This window comes from Okeania hirsuta, assembly GCF_003838195.1.
Taxonomy (GTDB): Bacteria; Cyanobacteriota; Cyanobacteriia; order Cyanobacteriales; family Microcoleaceae; genus Okeania; species Okeania hirsuta.
In genome coordinates this window covers 17,419-33,667 of sequence record NZ_RCBY01000068.1, presented here as the reverse complement: position 1 = coordinate 33,667, position 16,249 = coordinate 17,419, and the positions used below count along the sequence as shown (strand labels likewise).

Sequence of the window (16,249 nt, the reverse complement as noted above, 5' to 3'; positions counted from 1 at the left end):
AATTTTGAACACCGTGTAGACGGTGGGGTATTAAACCCACAAAGAAAATGATAATGAATAATTAACAATTAATTGCTTAGGCAAAATTAATTACCTAATTTTATTCCCTAGTATTAAAATGTGGGTTATAGATATAGCAAATAACAGAAAGGAATACCTGGCACAGGAGCAAGATGCTCCCACTGTTCTTGTAATAAAAATAATGACAATGCACGACCATTACAATACACCACCACCTGATATTTAAGTTATTTATTCTGACTCCTGACTCCTGACTCCTAATAACAGTTTGATAAATGTTTGCTACGAATTTCTGTTGCCTGTTGCCTGTTGCCTGTTGCCTATTCCCTATTCCCTATTCCCTATTAATTTAAATTCCCTATATGTTAAATAACCAAAATCTAAAAAGCTCAAATGGCAAAGTAAATAACTCACCAGAAAATGATTTTAACTTTGCTTATTTAGACGAACAAACAAAACGTTCTATTCGCCGTGCTTTACTCAAAGCAGTCGCCATTCCTGGTCATCAAATACCTTTCGGTTCCAGAGAAATGCCAATGTCTTATGGATGGGGTACGGGTGGCATTCAAGTTACAGCTTCAATCATTGGAAAAAAAGACATTTTAAAAGTAATTGACCAAGGAGCGGATGATACAACAAATGCAGTGAATATTCGTCGCTTTTTTGTGAAAGTTTGTGGAATAGAAACAACAGAAAAAACTACAGAAGCAACAATTATTCAAACCCGCCATCGGATTCCAGAAACTCCACTTCAGGAAGGTCAAATTATTGTTTATCAAGTGCCTATCCCGGAACCATTGAGATGGTTAGAACCCTCTGAAAGAGAAACTAGAAAAATGCACGCTTTAGAAGATTATGGAGCAATGTATGTAAAATTGTATGAGGATATTACGAGATTAGGAGATTTTGCTACGACCCATGATTATCCAGTAATGGTAAATGACCGTTATATAATGAGTCCGACTCCTATCCCACGATTTGATAATCCTAAAATGAATTATTTACCTGCTTTACAACTTTTTGGCGCGGGAAGAGAGAAGCGAATTTATGCAATACCTCCTTATACTCAGGTGAAAAGTTTAGATTTTGAAGATTATCCTTTTACTGTAGAAAAATGGGATAAAGCTTGTGAGTTTTGCGGTTCTACAGAAAGTTTTTTGGATGAAATTCTGATAGACGATCTAGGAAATAAAATGTGGGTCTGTTCTGATACAGATTATTGTAATCAACGGCAAAAACAACTTGAAGAAGGAAGAAGGAAAAAGGAAGAAGGAAAAAGTGGATGAGCATAGTCTTTAATACAGCACTTCCTGTCTGATAACCCCAACCAATTTTCATTAATGGATAATGGATAATTACCTCGGGTTTTAACCGTTACGGAATTGAATATAAGGAAATATCCTAGCACTTTTTTTCCCCTTGAAAGAGGAGACGAATAAAGCTGAATTATTTAATTAACAATTATTAATTATTAATTATTCGGTAAGCACCGTTTCAAGAATTGATAATTGATAATTACCTTTCTCTAAAAGGTAATTAACAATTATTAATTATTAATTATTCGGTAAGCACCGTTTCAAGAATTGATAATTGATAATTACCTTTCTCTAAAAGGAAGAGAATTAAATAAATAAAAGGTAAGCATTCAGCTATTAACTGTCAGCTATAGCGCAAAAAGACTCTCTCCTTAAGGACAGTGTTAAAATGTAAGCATTCAGCTATTAGTGGTCAGCTCAAGCGCAATAAAAATAAATGAACCAAGTATTTGCTTTACTTCTACTACATTTTTAAACTAAGAATTGAAGCACAAGAACAACGGGCTTAAATTGTCCATTAAAGGTAATAAAGCTGACAACCGATAGCTGACTGCTGTTTGCGCAGCATTCCGGAGGAAATGCTTACATAAAAGCTAAATTAAAACTACATCATGGTGGATTATGGAACCATTATTAAATGTTGAAAAATTGAGTAAGTTTTATAGGAATATAAAAGCTTGTGACTGTGTTTCTTTCAATCTCTATACTGCCCAAGTTTTAGGAATAGTAGGAGAATCAGGTTCAGGCAAATCTACTTTATTAAATGCTATTGTAGGAAACATACCAATTGAAGGCGGAAATATCACCTATACTACCTCTAGCGGAGAAGTATTAACACTCCCAAAACTATCAGAAACTCGTCGTCGTTTATTAATGCGAAATGAATGGGGATTTGTTCAACAAAATCCTCGTGATGGTTTACGAATGAATGTAACTGCTGGAGCAAATATTGGCGAACGTTTAATGAATATAGGAGTAAAAAATTATGGAAAAATTCGGGAAGAAGCAGCTTATTGGTTAAGGCAAGTAGAAATAGATATTAATAGAATAGATGACTTACCAAAAATGTTTTCTGGAGGGATGCAACAACGTTTACAATTAGCTCGTGTTTTAGTCACAAAACCGAGGTTAATATTAATGGATGAACCTACTGGAGGTTTAGATGTTTCGGTACAAGCTCGTTTATTAGATTTAATTCGTTCTCTGGTGCGAAATCTCAGTTTAAGTGTTATTTTAGTTACCCATGATTTAGGGGTGATTAGATTACTTGCTCACCGTTTATTAGTAATGAAAAATGGGCAAATTGTTGAGTCTGGTTTGACTGATCAAGTATTAGATGACCCTCAACATTCTTATACTCAACAATTAGTTAGTTCAACATTAATTCCATGAGTTATATCATGTCCGGCAGCATCAGTATTGTAAGCGTGAAGGTAAGGAAGAAGGAAGAAGGAAGAGGGAAGAGGGAAAAGGGAAAAGGTAGGAAGGTTTAAGAGCAAGAAAAAAACTTTAATTTCCTGTATATATTCACGCTTTGGTTTACACAAACGCGCGCCAACGGACATAATATTAAGGAAGAAAGAGCGAGGGAAAAAAAATTATGACAAAAGTCAAAATTACATCTTTTTTTGTCCTGGTTTGTCTGACGTACATTTTTCTTTTGCCTATTCCTGACTTCTGCCAAATTTTGACTGTTACCTATTGCTATATTTGTCAAATCTTTTGAGTTGACCCAACCTACGGGAAACAAATTTTTCAGCATCAGCATTTCACGGTACTCAAATATGAAAAATTATTGATGACTACTCAACTACTAACAACTAATCATCAACTAGAAAATAGTGTGGTCGAAACTTCTCGACTACTCAAAGCACAAGCAAAAAAATTAGGAAGAAATTCTCATCCCTTTGCTTGTTTCAGCAATATGACAATCAAAAACAACTATACAGTAGTTGAATATTGACTAAGGAATTATCAAATTATCTAACCTTTTTTGCGTTGACCCAACATGGTGAGAAGCAAATTTTTCAGCATTAGTATCTCACCTGACTTAGAGATAAGAAATTATTGATGACTACTCAAACCTTAATAACTAATCATCAGCTAGAAAATAGTGTGGTCGAAATTTATCGACTACTCAAAATACAAGCAAAATAATTAGGCAAAAATTATCATAATGATAGGTTTCGTTAAGAGGATAAATTATCTCGCCAAAACCTATACAATAGTTAAATATTAGGTAAATAATTATCAAATTTTCTAGTTTCAGCCATCGCAATAATTTGACTTTTAACTATTGCTATATTTGCCATATTTTTTGGTTTTACCCAACTTACGAGAAACAAAAAAAAAATCACTATCAACATCTTACAGTACTCAAATATGAAAAATGATTTATGACCGAAAAATTATGGTTAATAGCTTCCCTTTTTCAAGGGATGAGAAAACAGAATATTCTAGATTTCAATCCTCTTGCTTTCCTACGGAATGCTGCGCAAACAGCAAGATGTACTGATAACTGATAACTAATAATTGATAACTGAAATGACTATTCAACTACTAACAGCAAATAATCAGCCAGAAAATACTTTCCCAGAAAACTCTTTATTATTAAAAGCAGAAGCATTAGAAAAAAGCTTTACTTTACACAACCAAGGCGGAGTAAAATTATCAGTCTTAAAAAATATTTCTCTCAGTTTAACAGCAGGAGAATGTATTGCTTTATCTGGTAAGTCTGGTTCGGGAAAATCTACATTTATGCGTTGCCTTTACGGTAACTATCGAGTCGATAAAGGTTCGGTTTTAATCAAACATAAATCTACCTGGGTCGATCTTCCTAAATTAGCACCCCATCAAATATTAGAAGTACGAAAAAATACTATTGGTTATGTTAGCCAATTTTTACGAGTAATTCCTCGTGTGGCAGCTTTAGAAGTAGCAGCAGAACCTTTATTAGAATTAGGAACTGAGCCAAAAGTAGCCTATCAAAAAGTGGCAGAATTATTCGATCTATTGAATTTACCAAAACGTCTTTGGCATCTTTCTCCTACTACTTTTTCTGGAGGTGAAAAACAACGAATTAATCTCGCCAGAAGCTTAACAGTTGATTATCCAATTTTATTATTAGATGAACCAACATCAGCTCTAGATTCTGTCAATCGTCAAGTAGTAATTGAACTTTTAGAAAAACGCCTAGTTAATGGGTGTGGTTTAATCGGCATTTTCCATGATGAAGAAGTAAAAAGAAGACTTTGTACCAGGGAAATTATGTTTGGAATTTAGTTAATAGATATCTCCATAAAATAGGGAGTAGGAAGTAGGAATTTTGCATGAAACGTCCGTACAGAGTAGGGGGAAATAATTGATAATTTATGTACGATAATTGATTTTATTTTTGATTTTTGGAGATGTTTAATGAAACCTAAGCATTCAGCCGTCAGCTATGAGTCATCAACTATTGCTTTTGAGCTTTATTAAACCCTATATTCAGGTAAGCATTCAGCTATCAGCCATCAGCTATCAGCTTTTTTTATTACCTTTAAAGGAGGAAAAAGTAATTGAGATATTTCCAATAATTAGTTGAAAATGTATTATGAAATTAAGCAGATGGCTGCTTTATTAATTAAAAAGCTGAGAGCTAACTGCTTATGGCTGAATGCTTAGATATTAAGGGGTATTATTAAGTCAGAATCCAGTGATAATTAAATCTTACAAAAACAGGTTCCTTTGAGGTTAAAGTCTATATTCATTTAAACACTTCCTTCATAGGAAAGTTTTATTGCGCTCGAACTGACAGCTAATAGCTGAATACTTACAATGAAACTTAAACAATTTTCCAGCCAAAATAGTGAATTTAAAACATTTTTCATTGAACAGTATCATTTTTTGACTATGGGGTAGTTTTTATTAAAAACAACATCTAGAAAAAGAAAAAAATGAGAAGGTTGAAAGTTTTGTATTTTATCGCAAAAGTAAAGTTAGAGCTTATGAAAAATTAGAAACCATAGAATATCAATAATTAGCCTTAATGAGCCTTTTGGCTTTTGTCATACTTTTATTGATCTTCCCTCGAAATAATGAAAATAGTTAGTAAGCATTCAGCGGTCAGCTATAAGCTATTAATTCATTGCTTTTTATAGCAGGAATTAGTATTGAGATATTTAAGGATAATTCAAAGTATTGTAAAAAAAACTAACCTTGACCTTAGCAGTGTATATTCATTATTTATGAAACAGCTAAAAGCTGACTGCGAGCTAGCTGTTTGCGCAGCATTCCGCAGGAAATGCTTACAATAGTTAAACTTCATAATCAATAGTAATTTTATCTGCCAAAATTGGCTTAATCAAAGTCTTAATAATTTCTTGATGATAGGCATTTTTTGCATAAGCATCAAGAGCAACTTGATCCTTAAATTGCACTACTAAACCATTTTGAAAACCTTGAGAAAGCTCCGAGAAATTATTCCCACAAGATATATCAATTATTTCCGGCACTTTCTCTTTCATTCCTTTTAAAGCAGACATAACCGAGGTAATAGTTTCTGCTGAAGTATCTGGATGCCACTTAAATAAAACTATATGTACTATCATATAAATCAATCTTTCAAAACTGCTCCTGTATTTTAACAGAAATAGAGGTTACTATAGAGAAACTAAAAATTCCAATTGGTTAATTTAAGATTAACTGTTGATTAAATAAATATGAACGAACAAATTTACACAAACTATCGCCTACAGTTACCAGACCAAGAAACTATTGGTACTCTCATAGTTCGTGATGGAAAAATAGCCGAAATTCAGCCAGGAATAGTTAATATTGGTCAAGATGGTCAAAGAGAATATTTAATGCCTGGACTGATAGAACTTCATACAGATAACCTAGAAAAATGTATGTCTCCTCGCCCTGCTGTAAAATGGCCTTTAGCAGCAGCAGTATCTTACCACGACCGAGACTTAATTACTTCTGGAATTACAACAGTTTGTGACGCGATCGCCATTGGAGATATTAAACCTAATTCTGTTCGAGTTAAGCGTTTTGGTGAAATGATTGAAGCTATTTTTGAGGGGCAAAAAACAGGTAGACTTCTGACAGATCATCGGCTACATTTACGTTGTGAAATTTCCTTTGAAGATATATTTACTGCTGCAGAAAAATATGCAAATAATCCGTTTCTTTCTCTCATGTCTTTGATGGATCATACTCCTGGTCAAAGACAATTTGTGAGTGTGGAAAAATATAAAGAATATTACATGGGTAAGTATGGAATTAGCGAAACAGAAATGAATAAATTTATTGCCCATCGTCAGGAAACTCAACAACAATATGCTCCTAAAAATCGTCAAGCATTAGTTGAATTAGCAAAACAAAATGGAATTTCCCTAGCTTCTCACGATGATGCAACAATAAGTCATGTGCAAGAAGCTTTAGAGAATGGGGCAGTTTTAGCAGAATTTCCAACTACTTTAGAAGCGGCAAAAGAAGCTCATAATTCTGGATTACAAGTATTGATGGGAGCGCCGAATTTAGTATTAGGAGGTTCTCATTCTGGAAATGTATCTGCAATGGAATTGGTAGAGCAAAATTTAGTAGATGTAATTTCTTCAGATTATGTACCTCGGAGTCTATTACAATCTATTTTTATTATTAGTCATAAAATTGGTAAACCTTTATATGAAGCTATGAAATTAGTTACAATTAATCCAGCTAAAACTATTAATTTATCTCACGATAGAGGAAGTTTAGAAGTTGGCAAACGTGCCGATTTAATTACGGTACATGATGATGGTATAGTCCCCCATTTAACTTCAGCGATCGTTAATGGCCGTCGTGTTGCTTAAACTGTTGATTTTACAGAAGGGAGGATTTTTTTAAGTCTTACTTCACGGAAATTTTGCCAAAATTAAATGTAAAATCAATCAAGTATTTTAGGCTGTAAAAATTTGTGGGCTAATTCCCCTTAACAAAATTTCAAAACTTAGTATGAAGGTTGCTATGGTAAATTTTCACCCTAGTCAAAAAATCTAGTTAATGGTTAAAAAAGTCATAATTTCACTGAAATAGATAACCCTAAAAAACACCATCAAATAACGGTAAAATTTCATTGACTAGAATTATAAAGTCAAGAGTAAATCTGTTTTAATTAACCCCTAACAACTAATTATACTAATTCCCAAAAATAATGCTATACTTCATAAAAAATTCAGTTATTAAGTAATAATAATTGTTAAGTAATGTTTGTAACGATTCCCGGTATTAAACCAAAATATCTTATTTCTTTGAACCCTACTCCCTACTCCCTAACCCTCAAAGATATGTAGCAATACTTTTGATATTTGGCATTATTTTTTATCACTTATAAATACACAATGAAAATGAAACCCGATATAAAAACAATCATTCAAATTCTTTCCTCAAAAGGTCATATTCAATATAATCAAGAATCTATTAGTCAACTAGAACACGCTCTCCAATGTGCTACTTTAGCAAAAACAGCAAAAGCTAATAATGAACTAATTGTGGCTTGCTTATTTCACGACTTAGGACATCTAATTCACGACTTAGGAGAAGATGCTGCAAACAAAGGTATTAACGACCATCATGAATATCGTAGTATCAAATATTTAAAACATTTATTTGGAGAAGCTGTAACAGAACCAATTCGCCTTCATGTTGAAGCAAAACGTTATCTTTGTGCAACAAAACCTAACTATTTTTCAAGTTTATCACCAGCTTCTCAACAAAGTTTAGAATTACAAGGAGGAATATTTTCTTCTGATGCTGCTGCTCAATTTATTCATCAACCCTATGCAAAAGATGCAGTAAAACTAAGAATTTGGGATGACCAAGCTAAAGTTGTTGGTTTTAAAACTCCAGATTTAAAACACTTTACTCAGATAATTCTTGAAGAAGGAAGAAGGAAGAAAGAAGAAGAAAGAAGAAAGAAGGAAGAAGTAAAAAGTGGATAGGGACTCAAACCCCAACCAATTGTAAACATCCTGTAGATGGCGCGTTATTAAACCCAAAAGAAAAAGATAAAACTATGATAATTTAGGTAAGCATTTCCTTCGGAATGCTGCGCAAACAGCCATTAGTTATTGATTAGAGGAGGAGTTTATTAATGGATAATTGAAATGGATAATGGACAATTACCTCTCCCTTTTAGGGCTATCCCTGATAAGGAACTTCTGAAAACCTTGTGGGGAGCAGGGGAGTAGGGAGTAGGGGAGAAGGGAGAAGCAGTCAATAAAGCTTGGCAAAACTACTTAAGTCCTCAAAAAAAATGTACTTTTCAATACATGATTTTTGAAGAAAAAGCCTCTGAAACACTCACACATAACTTGTCTCTAAAAGTCAATTTTTATGTCAAGAAAGATGTTTATAAATCATAGCTTTTAGGGAGAGGATTGACCAATAAGGAAAAAATTTATTCTCTTGGTCGATTAGATATGGCGAGGAAACCTCGCCATCCCTCGACCGCTTTTTTCCCCTTGAAAGGGGAGGCTTTTACCCTAAAATTGTTTAATTATTTAATTATTTAATTATTAATTATTCGGTAAAAGCAATTGAAAAATTGATAGAGAATTAAAAGTTACTGCCAATGTACGCTCATTCGTAAGGATTCAGGTATCTCAAACCCAGTTATAGAGAGAACTCTGAAAATGACTAACTCAGCAATTTAATAGTCTCATTCTCAATAATGACGAAAATAAAGGTTTGTAGCCATTTCTAATTGAGAATATAATTTGGGAGATAATTGCCGGAAATGCTTATCTATCAAGATTTATAGGCTTTTCCATAGGACCTGAATCCTTACGCTCATTCAGCCTTAGAAAGAATTATTAATTATTTGCTGTTTGCATAGCATCCCGCAGGGAAGCGCTGACTCCTAAGAGCTGTTTGCGCAGCATTCCGCAGGAAATGCTTACTAATTTAGTAATATTGACAATTTATTAGTCATCAATTTTCCTATCAATTTCAAACAGGAAAACTACCCTTGATATAAGTTAATAAATTTAGTTATTAACAGGTAGTAAATCGGAGCAAAAAAATAATATAATATTTTTTCGGTTATATTATCCTAGATTAATTGTTCAAAATTACAAAATTAAGTAATTATCACAATTAATTATGACTGATTGAGAATAAATCAACCACCTTTAATAATAAGATAATTAAAATAGAACTGCTCTTGATAAAGAGCGTACAATTAAAATATTATTGTCTACAACTTTTTATGAATTTGGCATAAATTGTTTTAATATCTATTTGACTAAAAGAATAGATTTTATTTCTCCTGACTACTTACTACTAAAAATACCCTAAATATTTATAGTAAAAACTCATACAAACGGTATAAAAAATTAATTATAACTATAAAAAAAACGATGAATAATTTCCCAAAAATCACTCATGTTATTTATGACTTAGACGGTTTACTTCTAGATACAGAATCAATTCATGCTCAGGTAAACTTAGAAGTTACCAGCCGTTATGGCAAAATTTTTGATAAACAAACTAAGTGTAAAATTACTGGTAGAAAATCAATTGATTCTGCCAAAGCAATTGTAGAATTATTAGAACTACCTGTCACTCCCGAAGATTATCTTCAACAAAGAAATACCCTCACATATCAACGCTTTCCTGAATCAAAACCAATGCCAGGTGCAGTTCATCTTACCCAACATTTATATCAAAATAAAATACCTCAAGCTGTAGCTACCAGTTCTTCCAAAGAACCATTTAATTTAAAAACAAAAAATCATCAAGAATGGTTCCAATTATTTAATCATATTGTTGTAGGAGATGACCCTAATCTTAAACATGGAAAACCAGCACCAGATATTTTCTTAATAGCTGCCAAAAGATTAGATGCTTCTCCCAAAAATTGTTTAGTATTTGAAGACTCTTTAGCAGGAATGGAAGCTGCCTTAGCTGCAGGAATGTCCGTAGTAGTTGTACCCGATCCTGATATGGATAAAACCTTATTTTATTCCGCCCATCAAATTCTTAATTCCTTAACAGAATTTCAACCCCAATTATGGCAACTACCACCATTCTTTTGAAGAAGGAAGAAGCAAGAAGCAAGAAGGAAAAAGTGGATAAAACCCAAAAAACTTGTAGACACCGTGTAGACATTGAGGTATTAAATCCATAAAGGAAAAGATAACGATAATATATTGTTATATTATCGTTACCTGCGGTGTCCACAATTCATTAGAGTTTAACTAACTATCAGCATTTTCCGTACCGGAATGCTCCGCAAACAGCATTTCCAGACCGAAACACTTTTTAATTCTCTATAAGATGGAAAAATTAACCTAAAACCTAAAACCTACAACCCTCTTCAAAACCATATATTTTTGAAAAAGTTATAGTATATCTAAAAATTGACACTTTCACCGTTAAATATCGCGACTATAACGGGAGTCCTCTTTCAACATTTATGATAGTTTTTTATTTATACGAACTCACTAAATAATTATGATATTTACTCAACCTATTCCTTTAATTCGCTCCAAATTCGGCTTTACTCTCCTAATTACGGCAGCTTTCATTCTTTTACAACAACCACTTAATGCTCAATCTGAAAATTCCGCAGAGCAAGAAATTCCGATTCAAGTTTCACCAGAAAACTCTACAGATCCACAAAACCTTCCTTCTTCTCCAGTTCCAATACAACCCACACAACCCGAAAATGTTCGTCCTTTAAATGAACAAAATAGTCTTCTCAGTCTTCAGGGAGGACAACGTTTAATGAGTGAAGCTGACAATGCCATTACCTCAGAGAATTATAATTTAGCTAGTCAGAAACTTCAAGAAGCTCGTCAAATATTTAATCAACTTTCTAATTTCTATAGTCAATTAGCTGCTAGTTTTTCTGGTATAGATAATCGTCTGGCAGATGACCAACGTACTAAGGCATTGGACACTGCTCAAATGAGAGACCAGGCCACTTATCAATTAGCTTTAGTCCACCGGGCGCAAAACCAACCTGAATTAGCAGTACCATTACTTGTTCAAATTATTAGCTCTCAGCAACCCACTCGCGATCTAGGAAAAAAAGCCTACCAACAATTACTAGAATTAGGATTTGTTGATATTCCCTATCCTAGATCCTCTGGAGAGAATCAACCTCCTAACTCATCCCAGTCTCTTAATTAATATAGCAAGGAACGAGTTAGTGTTTTACTTATGTTAATGATGAACCATAAGACACAGAAATACTTTTCCTACTGTTGCCTGTTGCCTGTTCCTTGTTCCCTGCTATATGTAGAATAACAGTAACTTTACAGTGGAAGAACAATGAATTTAGAAGAAGTTGAATCAATGATTAAAGCGGAGTTGCCAGATGCTCAAGTACAAGTCCAAGATTTAACCGGGGGTGGCGACCACTTACAAGCGACTGTTGTTTCGTCTCAGTTTGAAGGAAAAACTCGAGTTAAACAACATCAAATGGTTTATGCTGCTGTACAAGAACCTATGGCGTCTGAAGCTATCCATGCTTTGGCTTTAAAAACTTATACTCCTCAAGAGTGGGAAGCTGTGGGACAAACTTCTTAATTTTTGCTTTTGAGTTACAACGCAGACAGGATTATTTGGTTATATTAGCCATAATTGATTAACTTTGATAATTTGCCTCAATATATCAGGCAAGTTAATAGTATCTATAAATCAAACAGCACTCGGCTATTTAGTTAAGGTAAAGATATCAGCAATAGGTTGGTATCAGCTAAATGCTGAATGCTTAGATGAACATCTTCTATTTGAGGAAATAGCTATGACTCTAACTCCAGAATTGAAAGCCAGAATTGATGACTTAGTTACTAAGAATAAAATTATGGTTTTTATGAAGGGTAATAAGTTGATGCCCCAGTGTGGTTTCTCTAACAATGTTGTACAAATATTGAATATTTTAGGAGCTACCTATGAAACTTTTGATGTGTTAGAAGATCCAGAAATTCGTCAAGGAATTAAGGAATATTCTAGCTGGCCAACAATTCCCCAGGTTTACATTAGTGGCGAATTTATCGGTGGCTCTGATGTGATAATTGAAATGTTCAATAAGAATAAAGAAGAACTAGAGCAAAAGGTAGCAATTGCTTTAGCCTCTTAGACACTCTGTATTTGTCAATCTAAAACTATTAAAAAAAAGAATGAAGGGCGTTATTCAATACCCTTCATTTTTTAATTACAACTACTTTAATTTAGTAATAATCTACTTCAGTTTCAGTTTGTAATGCTGGCATTTCAAAATTTGAAGGGTCGTATATGTAGCGAGTTGTTTCTTCCTCCAATCTATTAATTAAAAATGGTTCGATCGCTTTTGAGATTCTCAAAGATGCTAGGTAGCCATCTAAATATATACGCATCTCCTCATAGCGGTAACCACGGTTCCACATTTCGACGAGGGCGTCAGTGAGTTTTTGATAGTGGCGAATTGTTAGAGCGTCGGTTAACATGACCTTTTTATTCTCAGAATTAATGGTTATATTTTCAGTTAAAACCTAGTCTTTAGGTTAATGTAATTTGATTTTTAGTGCAACTTCTAGTGTTTTTTTTAGATTAGTGTTAATTAACTATAAAGTTGGTATTACACATTACAGGAACACTTATAGCTGAACATTTTCTTGACTATTATTTTTGCTGCTTTTATTTTAAAACAATTTCCTCAACCCTCTCAACTCTTTAGTAGACTTATAAATCTATTGATTACCAGTCCATCTTATTTCTACAATAGATTTATTGTAGTTTCCGCTAATTTTCAAAATAAATTCAAAAATATTGAGTTGGAAAAAAAATAAAATATGTGATATAGTGAAATGTTGAATACACTAGATAACTTTGATTTTGGTCGTGCAAAATATTAGGAATTAGGGAAAATTTTGCCTGGAACACTGTTGATATAGACTAGATTTTGATAGCTGTAAGGCCAATAATTAATTGACAATTGATTCATCGCACATTGAGAAGAAGTCAGAAGAAAGAAGTAGTAATCAACCGAGAAAAATTAAGTAGGAGGTTTTACCGCAAGGAAGTAAAAGTTGATTAGTTTTGATTAAAGTATACTTGTGGGAAGTCGCTCAAAAATAATCACTGTTAGTTTTGCAGAGGAAATATCTAAGCAGTGACCTATGTTACAAAACTCTTACTAGACTTTATGTTAACTTAGTAGTAGCTAATTATAGGAAAAGCCATTAGGAATTAAGTGGGAGCTGCTTGTATTCTAATTTTAGAAGGAAATCCGCGTTTGCGATCGCTGCTTGGTTGGCATTTGCAGCAAACAAACCACTCTGTACATCAGTCAGCGAATATTCATCATGCCAAGCAATTAATACATAGTCATTGCCCAAATCTAGTAATTATGGAAGCTGACCTACCTGATGGAAATAGTCTCGAATTTTGTCAGTGGGTTCAGCAACAGCAAAAGTCCTTAATTTTTATGCTCTCCTCGCAAACAACTGAAGCAGATATTGTCGCAGGATTAAAATCTGGAGCAGATGACTATCTCACCAAACCTTTTGGTATGCAAGAATTTATGGCCAGAGTAGAAGCACTACTACGTCGGCAGAGGAGCATTAGTTGTAGCCCACCTATAAGTATAGATTATGGTGACTTGATTATTGATTTAGTACATCGTAGAGTTAAATTGAACGGCAGTTTAATTGATTTAACTCCACAAGAATTTAGTCTCCTTTATGTCTTAGCTCAATCAGGGGGAATACCCCTAACTCGCTCACAATTACTACACAGAGCATGGCCAGACTCTATAGATAATCCTCGTACCATAGACACCCATGTACTATCTCTGCGAAAAAAAATCGAAATTGACCCTCGCCAACCTAGTCTAATTCAGACAGTTAGGAATGTAGGATATAGGTTCAATCGAGAAATCTTAACTATAAATACATGGGAACAGAATTATCAGAGCTATAGACAACCTCAAAAAGTTACACCTGCTTAATATTAGACTTGTGGCTTTATAACTTAAAAATTCCCCAAAAACCTTGTTCTGTAAGGATTGTAGCTATTGGATGGTAAAAATGCTGGGAATTATTGCTCTGTCTAGGTTAGAGTGATTTTTTCCCTTTATTTAGCGACAAGTCTATTATACTAGCTCCATTCTTCAGTTTCTTGTCTTTGTCTTTGTGCCTGAATAATACTATGGCGTAACTTAACCCAATCAACTTTACTACTAGGAGAGTCTTCAATTAATTCTCCTTGCTCTAGATGTAACAATTGTGTGCAAAACTGTTGAGCTAAATCTATTTGATGGTTAACCATAATCACCGTTACTTGACTTTCTGTTAACGTTTTCAATACCCCTATAACTAGATCTGCTGTACCAACATCTAGAGATGAGGTCGGTTCGTCCAATAATAGAATTTTAGGTTGAATTACAGCAGCACGAGCGATCGCTACTAACTGTTTTTGCCCCACTGAAAGTTGTAATTCTGACCTGGATAACCAGTCGGGAGGAATATGCAACTGCTGTATCCAATATTCACATCTTTGCTGAATTTCAGGTGGCCTTATTCCTCTGAGTTTTAAAGGATAAGCGATCGCTTCTGCTACAGACATTCCTAAAAGTTTTGATTCCTGTAAAACCATTGTCACTTGTTGTCGTAATTGAGTAACAGGAATCTTGCTATACTCCTGGTTATCCAAATATATAGAACCAGAAGTAGGGGAATTTAATCGATTTAATAATCGCAATAGAGATGTTTTCCCTGCTCCAGAAGTACCTACTATAGCAACTCTAGCGCCTTTTTCTACAGCAAAAGAAATATCTTTCAGTAAATACTTAGAGCTAACTGGAGCGGTCAAACTTACTCGGTCTAAATATAGTTGACGCTGCTGCTGTCCCATTTTTTATCTTTTTCTTCATAAGTTTAATACCTCACACTGATGGGGTGATGGGGTGATGGGGTGATAAAAATACCTAGAAACAAAAATTCGGTTCTTCCTTCTTCCTTCTTCCCTCTTGCTTCTTCTATGTAGAATACTTCCCCATACACTTTTTTAGTCCTTCGGTTCTTCCTTCTTCCTTCTTCCCTCTTGCTTCTTCTATATAGAATACTTCCCCATACACTTTTTTAGTCCTTTAGTCCTTCGGTTCTTCCTTCTTCCTTCTTCCTTCTTCCTTCTTCAAGAAGAAATAGCGATCGCGTTGGAAATAGTCCAGGCATCTACTAATAGTAACAATATCGTACAACCGAATAAAATCAAATACATCCAAGGCTGCGATAAAGGACGTACATCAGTTGTATCTATACCTGTCTTGGCCTCAACTATTCTCACCAACTTGGCAAAACCCACTATTCGCATGGGCAACAAATAACCTTTTTCAGAATTACTTACAAAGTAATATACTAAACCTCCCTGACCTGTAGTCCGAGGTTTGAGAGCTTTTATTTCTGCCCAAGGCAAATACCAACCTTTGCGAAACAGGTCTGGCACCCAGACTGGATAGGATACCTGAATTCCCTGGTCATCAATAATTACTCGTTCTGTTAAAGCTGCGTATAATGCTACTGCTCCTAGTGCTAGTCCCGCTCCTAAAATCATAGGAGGTACTGGCGCATTTGTGACTTGAGATAGAAAAGGTAGAGGTATAGTCAATGCCACATACAAACTTAAAAGGGTTATTTTAATCAGAGGAGAAATTCTAAATACAAAAATTTCTGAGTCTTGATTTTGAGACATTTTTTCTTAACTAAATATTTTTAATTTAAGAGACTTATTATTTGTTCATTAAAAACTTTAGAGGAAACAGGTATAAACCCATTTCCTCTCTAACATCCCTTTGAATACAAAAACACAAAATAACTGCATTAGTTGGGAGTATTAATTATCTAGGACATCAACTTTTTTCTGATGGAATAATTGTGACTCAGTTGATATATCCTCGACAC

The 16,249-nt window shown here is 34.0% G+C and carries 17 protein-coding genes; 12 read left to right on the top strand and 5 right to left on the bottom strand.

The window, feature by feature from the left end:
* Positions 1–118 precede the first annotated feature (118 nt).
* From D5R40_RS41025 to phnL, 5 genes are all read left to right on the top strand, one after another.
* Positions 119–247, top strand: a complete 129-nt coding sequence (locus tag D5R40_RS41025; protein ID WP_275670437.1) for a hypothetical protein — start codon at positions 119–121, stop codon at positions 245–247.
* 136 nt (positions 248–383) lie between these two features.
* The gene (locus D5R40_RS13615; RefSeq protein WP_124146791.1) at positions 384–1,307 is read left to right on the top strand and encodes an alpha-D-ribose 1-methylphosphonate 5-phosphate C-P-lyase PhnJ; all 924 of its coding nucleotides are present in this window, start codon (positions 384–386) and stop codon (positions 1,305–1,307) included.
* Positions 1,308–1,958: 651 nt separating this feature from the next.
* Entirely contained in the window at positions 1,959–2,729 is a 771-nt protein-coding gene (gene phnK, locus D5R40_RS13610; protein WP_124146790.1) for a phosphonate C-P lyase system protein PhnK, read from the top strand.
* A gap of 406 nt (positions 2,730–3,135) precedes the next feature.
* Positions 3,136–3,300, top strand: a complete 165-nt coding sequence (locus D5R40_RS35200) for a hypothetical protein (protein WP_161564668.1) — start codon at positions 3,136–3,138, stop codon at positions 3,298–3,300.
* Between the two features lie 581 nt (positions 3,301–3,881).
* Positions 3,882–4,619, top strand: coding sequence for a phosphonate C-P lyase system protein PhnL (phnL, locus tag D5R40_RS13605; RefSeq protein ID WP_124146789.1), 738 nt, complete (start codon positions 3,882–3,884; stop codon positions 4,617–4,619).
* Between the two features lie 1,013 nt (positions 4,620–5,632).
* On the opposite strand, the gene D5R40_RS13600 is transcribed toward phnL, so the two are convergent.
* On the bottom strand, positions 5,633–5,926 hold the full coding sequence (locus tag D5R40_RS13600; RefSeq protein WP_124146788.1) for a Dabb family protein: 294 nt from the start codon (positions 5,924–5,926) through the stop codon (positions 5,633–5,635).
* 111 nt (positions 5,927–6,037) lie between these two features.
* On the opposite strand from D5R40_RS13600, the gene phnM reads away from it, so the two are divergent.
* From phnM to grxD, 6 genes are all read left to right on the top strand, one after another.
* Positions 6,038–7,174, top strand: a complete 1,137-nt coding sequence (phnM, locus tag D5R40_RS13595) for a phosphonate metabolism protein PhnM (protein WP_124146787.1) — start codon at positions 6,038–6,040, stop codon at positions 7,172–7,174.
* 528 nt (positions 7,175–7,702) lie between these two features.
* A complete protein-coding gene (locus tag D5R40_RS13590) occupies positions 7,703–8,302 on the top strand; it encodes a phosphonate degradation HD-domain oxygenase (protein ID WP_240039134.1) in 600 nt (199 codons plus the stop codon).
* Between the two features lie 1,419 nt (positions 8,303–9,721).
* Positions 9,722–10,399, top strand: a complete 678-nt coding sequence (locus tag D5R40_RS13585) for an HAD-IA family hydrolase (protein ID WP_124146786.1) — start codon at positions 9,722–9,724, stop codon at positions 10,397–10,399.
* A 418-nt stretch (positions 10,400–10,817) separates the two neighbouring features.
* Positions 10,818–11,498, top strand: coding sequence for a hypothetical protein (locus tag D5R40_RS13580; protein ID WP_124146785.1), 681 nt, complete (start codon positions 10,818–10,820; stop codon positions 11,496–11,498).
* A gap of 141 nt (positions 11,499–11,639) precedes the next feature.
* On the top strand, positions 11,640–11,897 hold the full coding sequence (locus D5R40_RS13575; protein WP_124146784.1) for a BolA family protein: 258 nt from the start codon (positions 11,640–11,642) through the stop codon (positions 11,895–11,897).
* A gap of 217 nt (positions 11,898–12,114) precedes the next feature.
* Positions 12,115–12,450 carry a Grx4 family monothiol glutaredoxin gene (gene grxD, locus D5R40_RS13570; protein ID WP_124146798.1) on the top strand — a complete coding sequence of 112 codons (336 nt, stop codon included), beginning with the start codon at positions 12,115–12,117 and terminating at the stop codon, positions 12,448–12,450.
* A gap of 91 nt (positions 12,451–12,541) precedes the next feature.
* On the opposite strand, the gene D5R40_RS13565 is transcribed toward grxD, so the two are convergent.
* Positions 12,542–12,796 carry a DUF6761 family protein gene (locus D5R40_RS13565; protein ID WP_124146783.1) on the bottom strand — a complete coding sequence of 85 codons (255 nt, stop codon included), beginning with the start codon at positions 12,794–12,796 and terminating at the stop codon, positions 12,542–12,544.
* A 746-nt stretch (positions 12,797–13,542) separates the two neighbouring features.
* Between D5R40_RS13565 and D5R40_RS13560 the strand changes: the two genes are divergently transcribed.
* Entirely contained in the window at positions 13,543–14,298 is a 756-nt protein-coding gene (locus D5R40_RS13560) for a response regulator transcription factor (protein WP_124154766.1), read from the top strand.
* A gap of 149 nt (positions 14,299–14,447) precedes the next feature.
* Here the strand turns inward: D5R40_RS13560 and D5R40_RS13555 are convergent, their stop codons facing one another.
* The 3 genes from D5R40_RS13555 to D5R40_RS13550 form a co-directional block, all read right to left on the bottom strand.
* Positions 14,448–15,203 (bottom strand): ABC transporter ATP-binding protein, encoded by a 756-nt coding sequence (locus D5R40_RS13555; protein ID WP_124146781.1) that lies wholly within the window; start codon positions 15,201–15,203, stop codon positions 14,448–14,450.
* A 23-nt stretch (positions 15,204–15,226) separates the two neighbouring features.
* Entirely contained in the window at positions 15,227–15,352 is a 126-nt protein-coding gene (locus D5R40_RS41020; RefSeq protein WP_275670436.1) for a hypothetical protein, read from the bottom strand.
* A gap of 130 nt (positions 15,353–15,482) precedes the next feature.
* Complete coding sequence (locus tag D5R40_RS13550) at positions 15,483–16,040, bottom strand: hypothetical protein (protein ID WP_124146780.1); 558 nt, start codon at positions 16,038–16,040, stop codon at positions 15,483–15,485.
* Between the last annotated feature and the right edge of the window lie 209 nt (positions 16,041–16,249).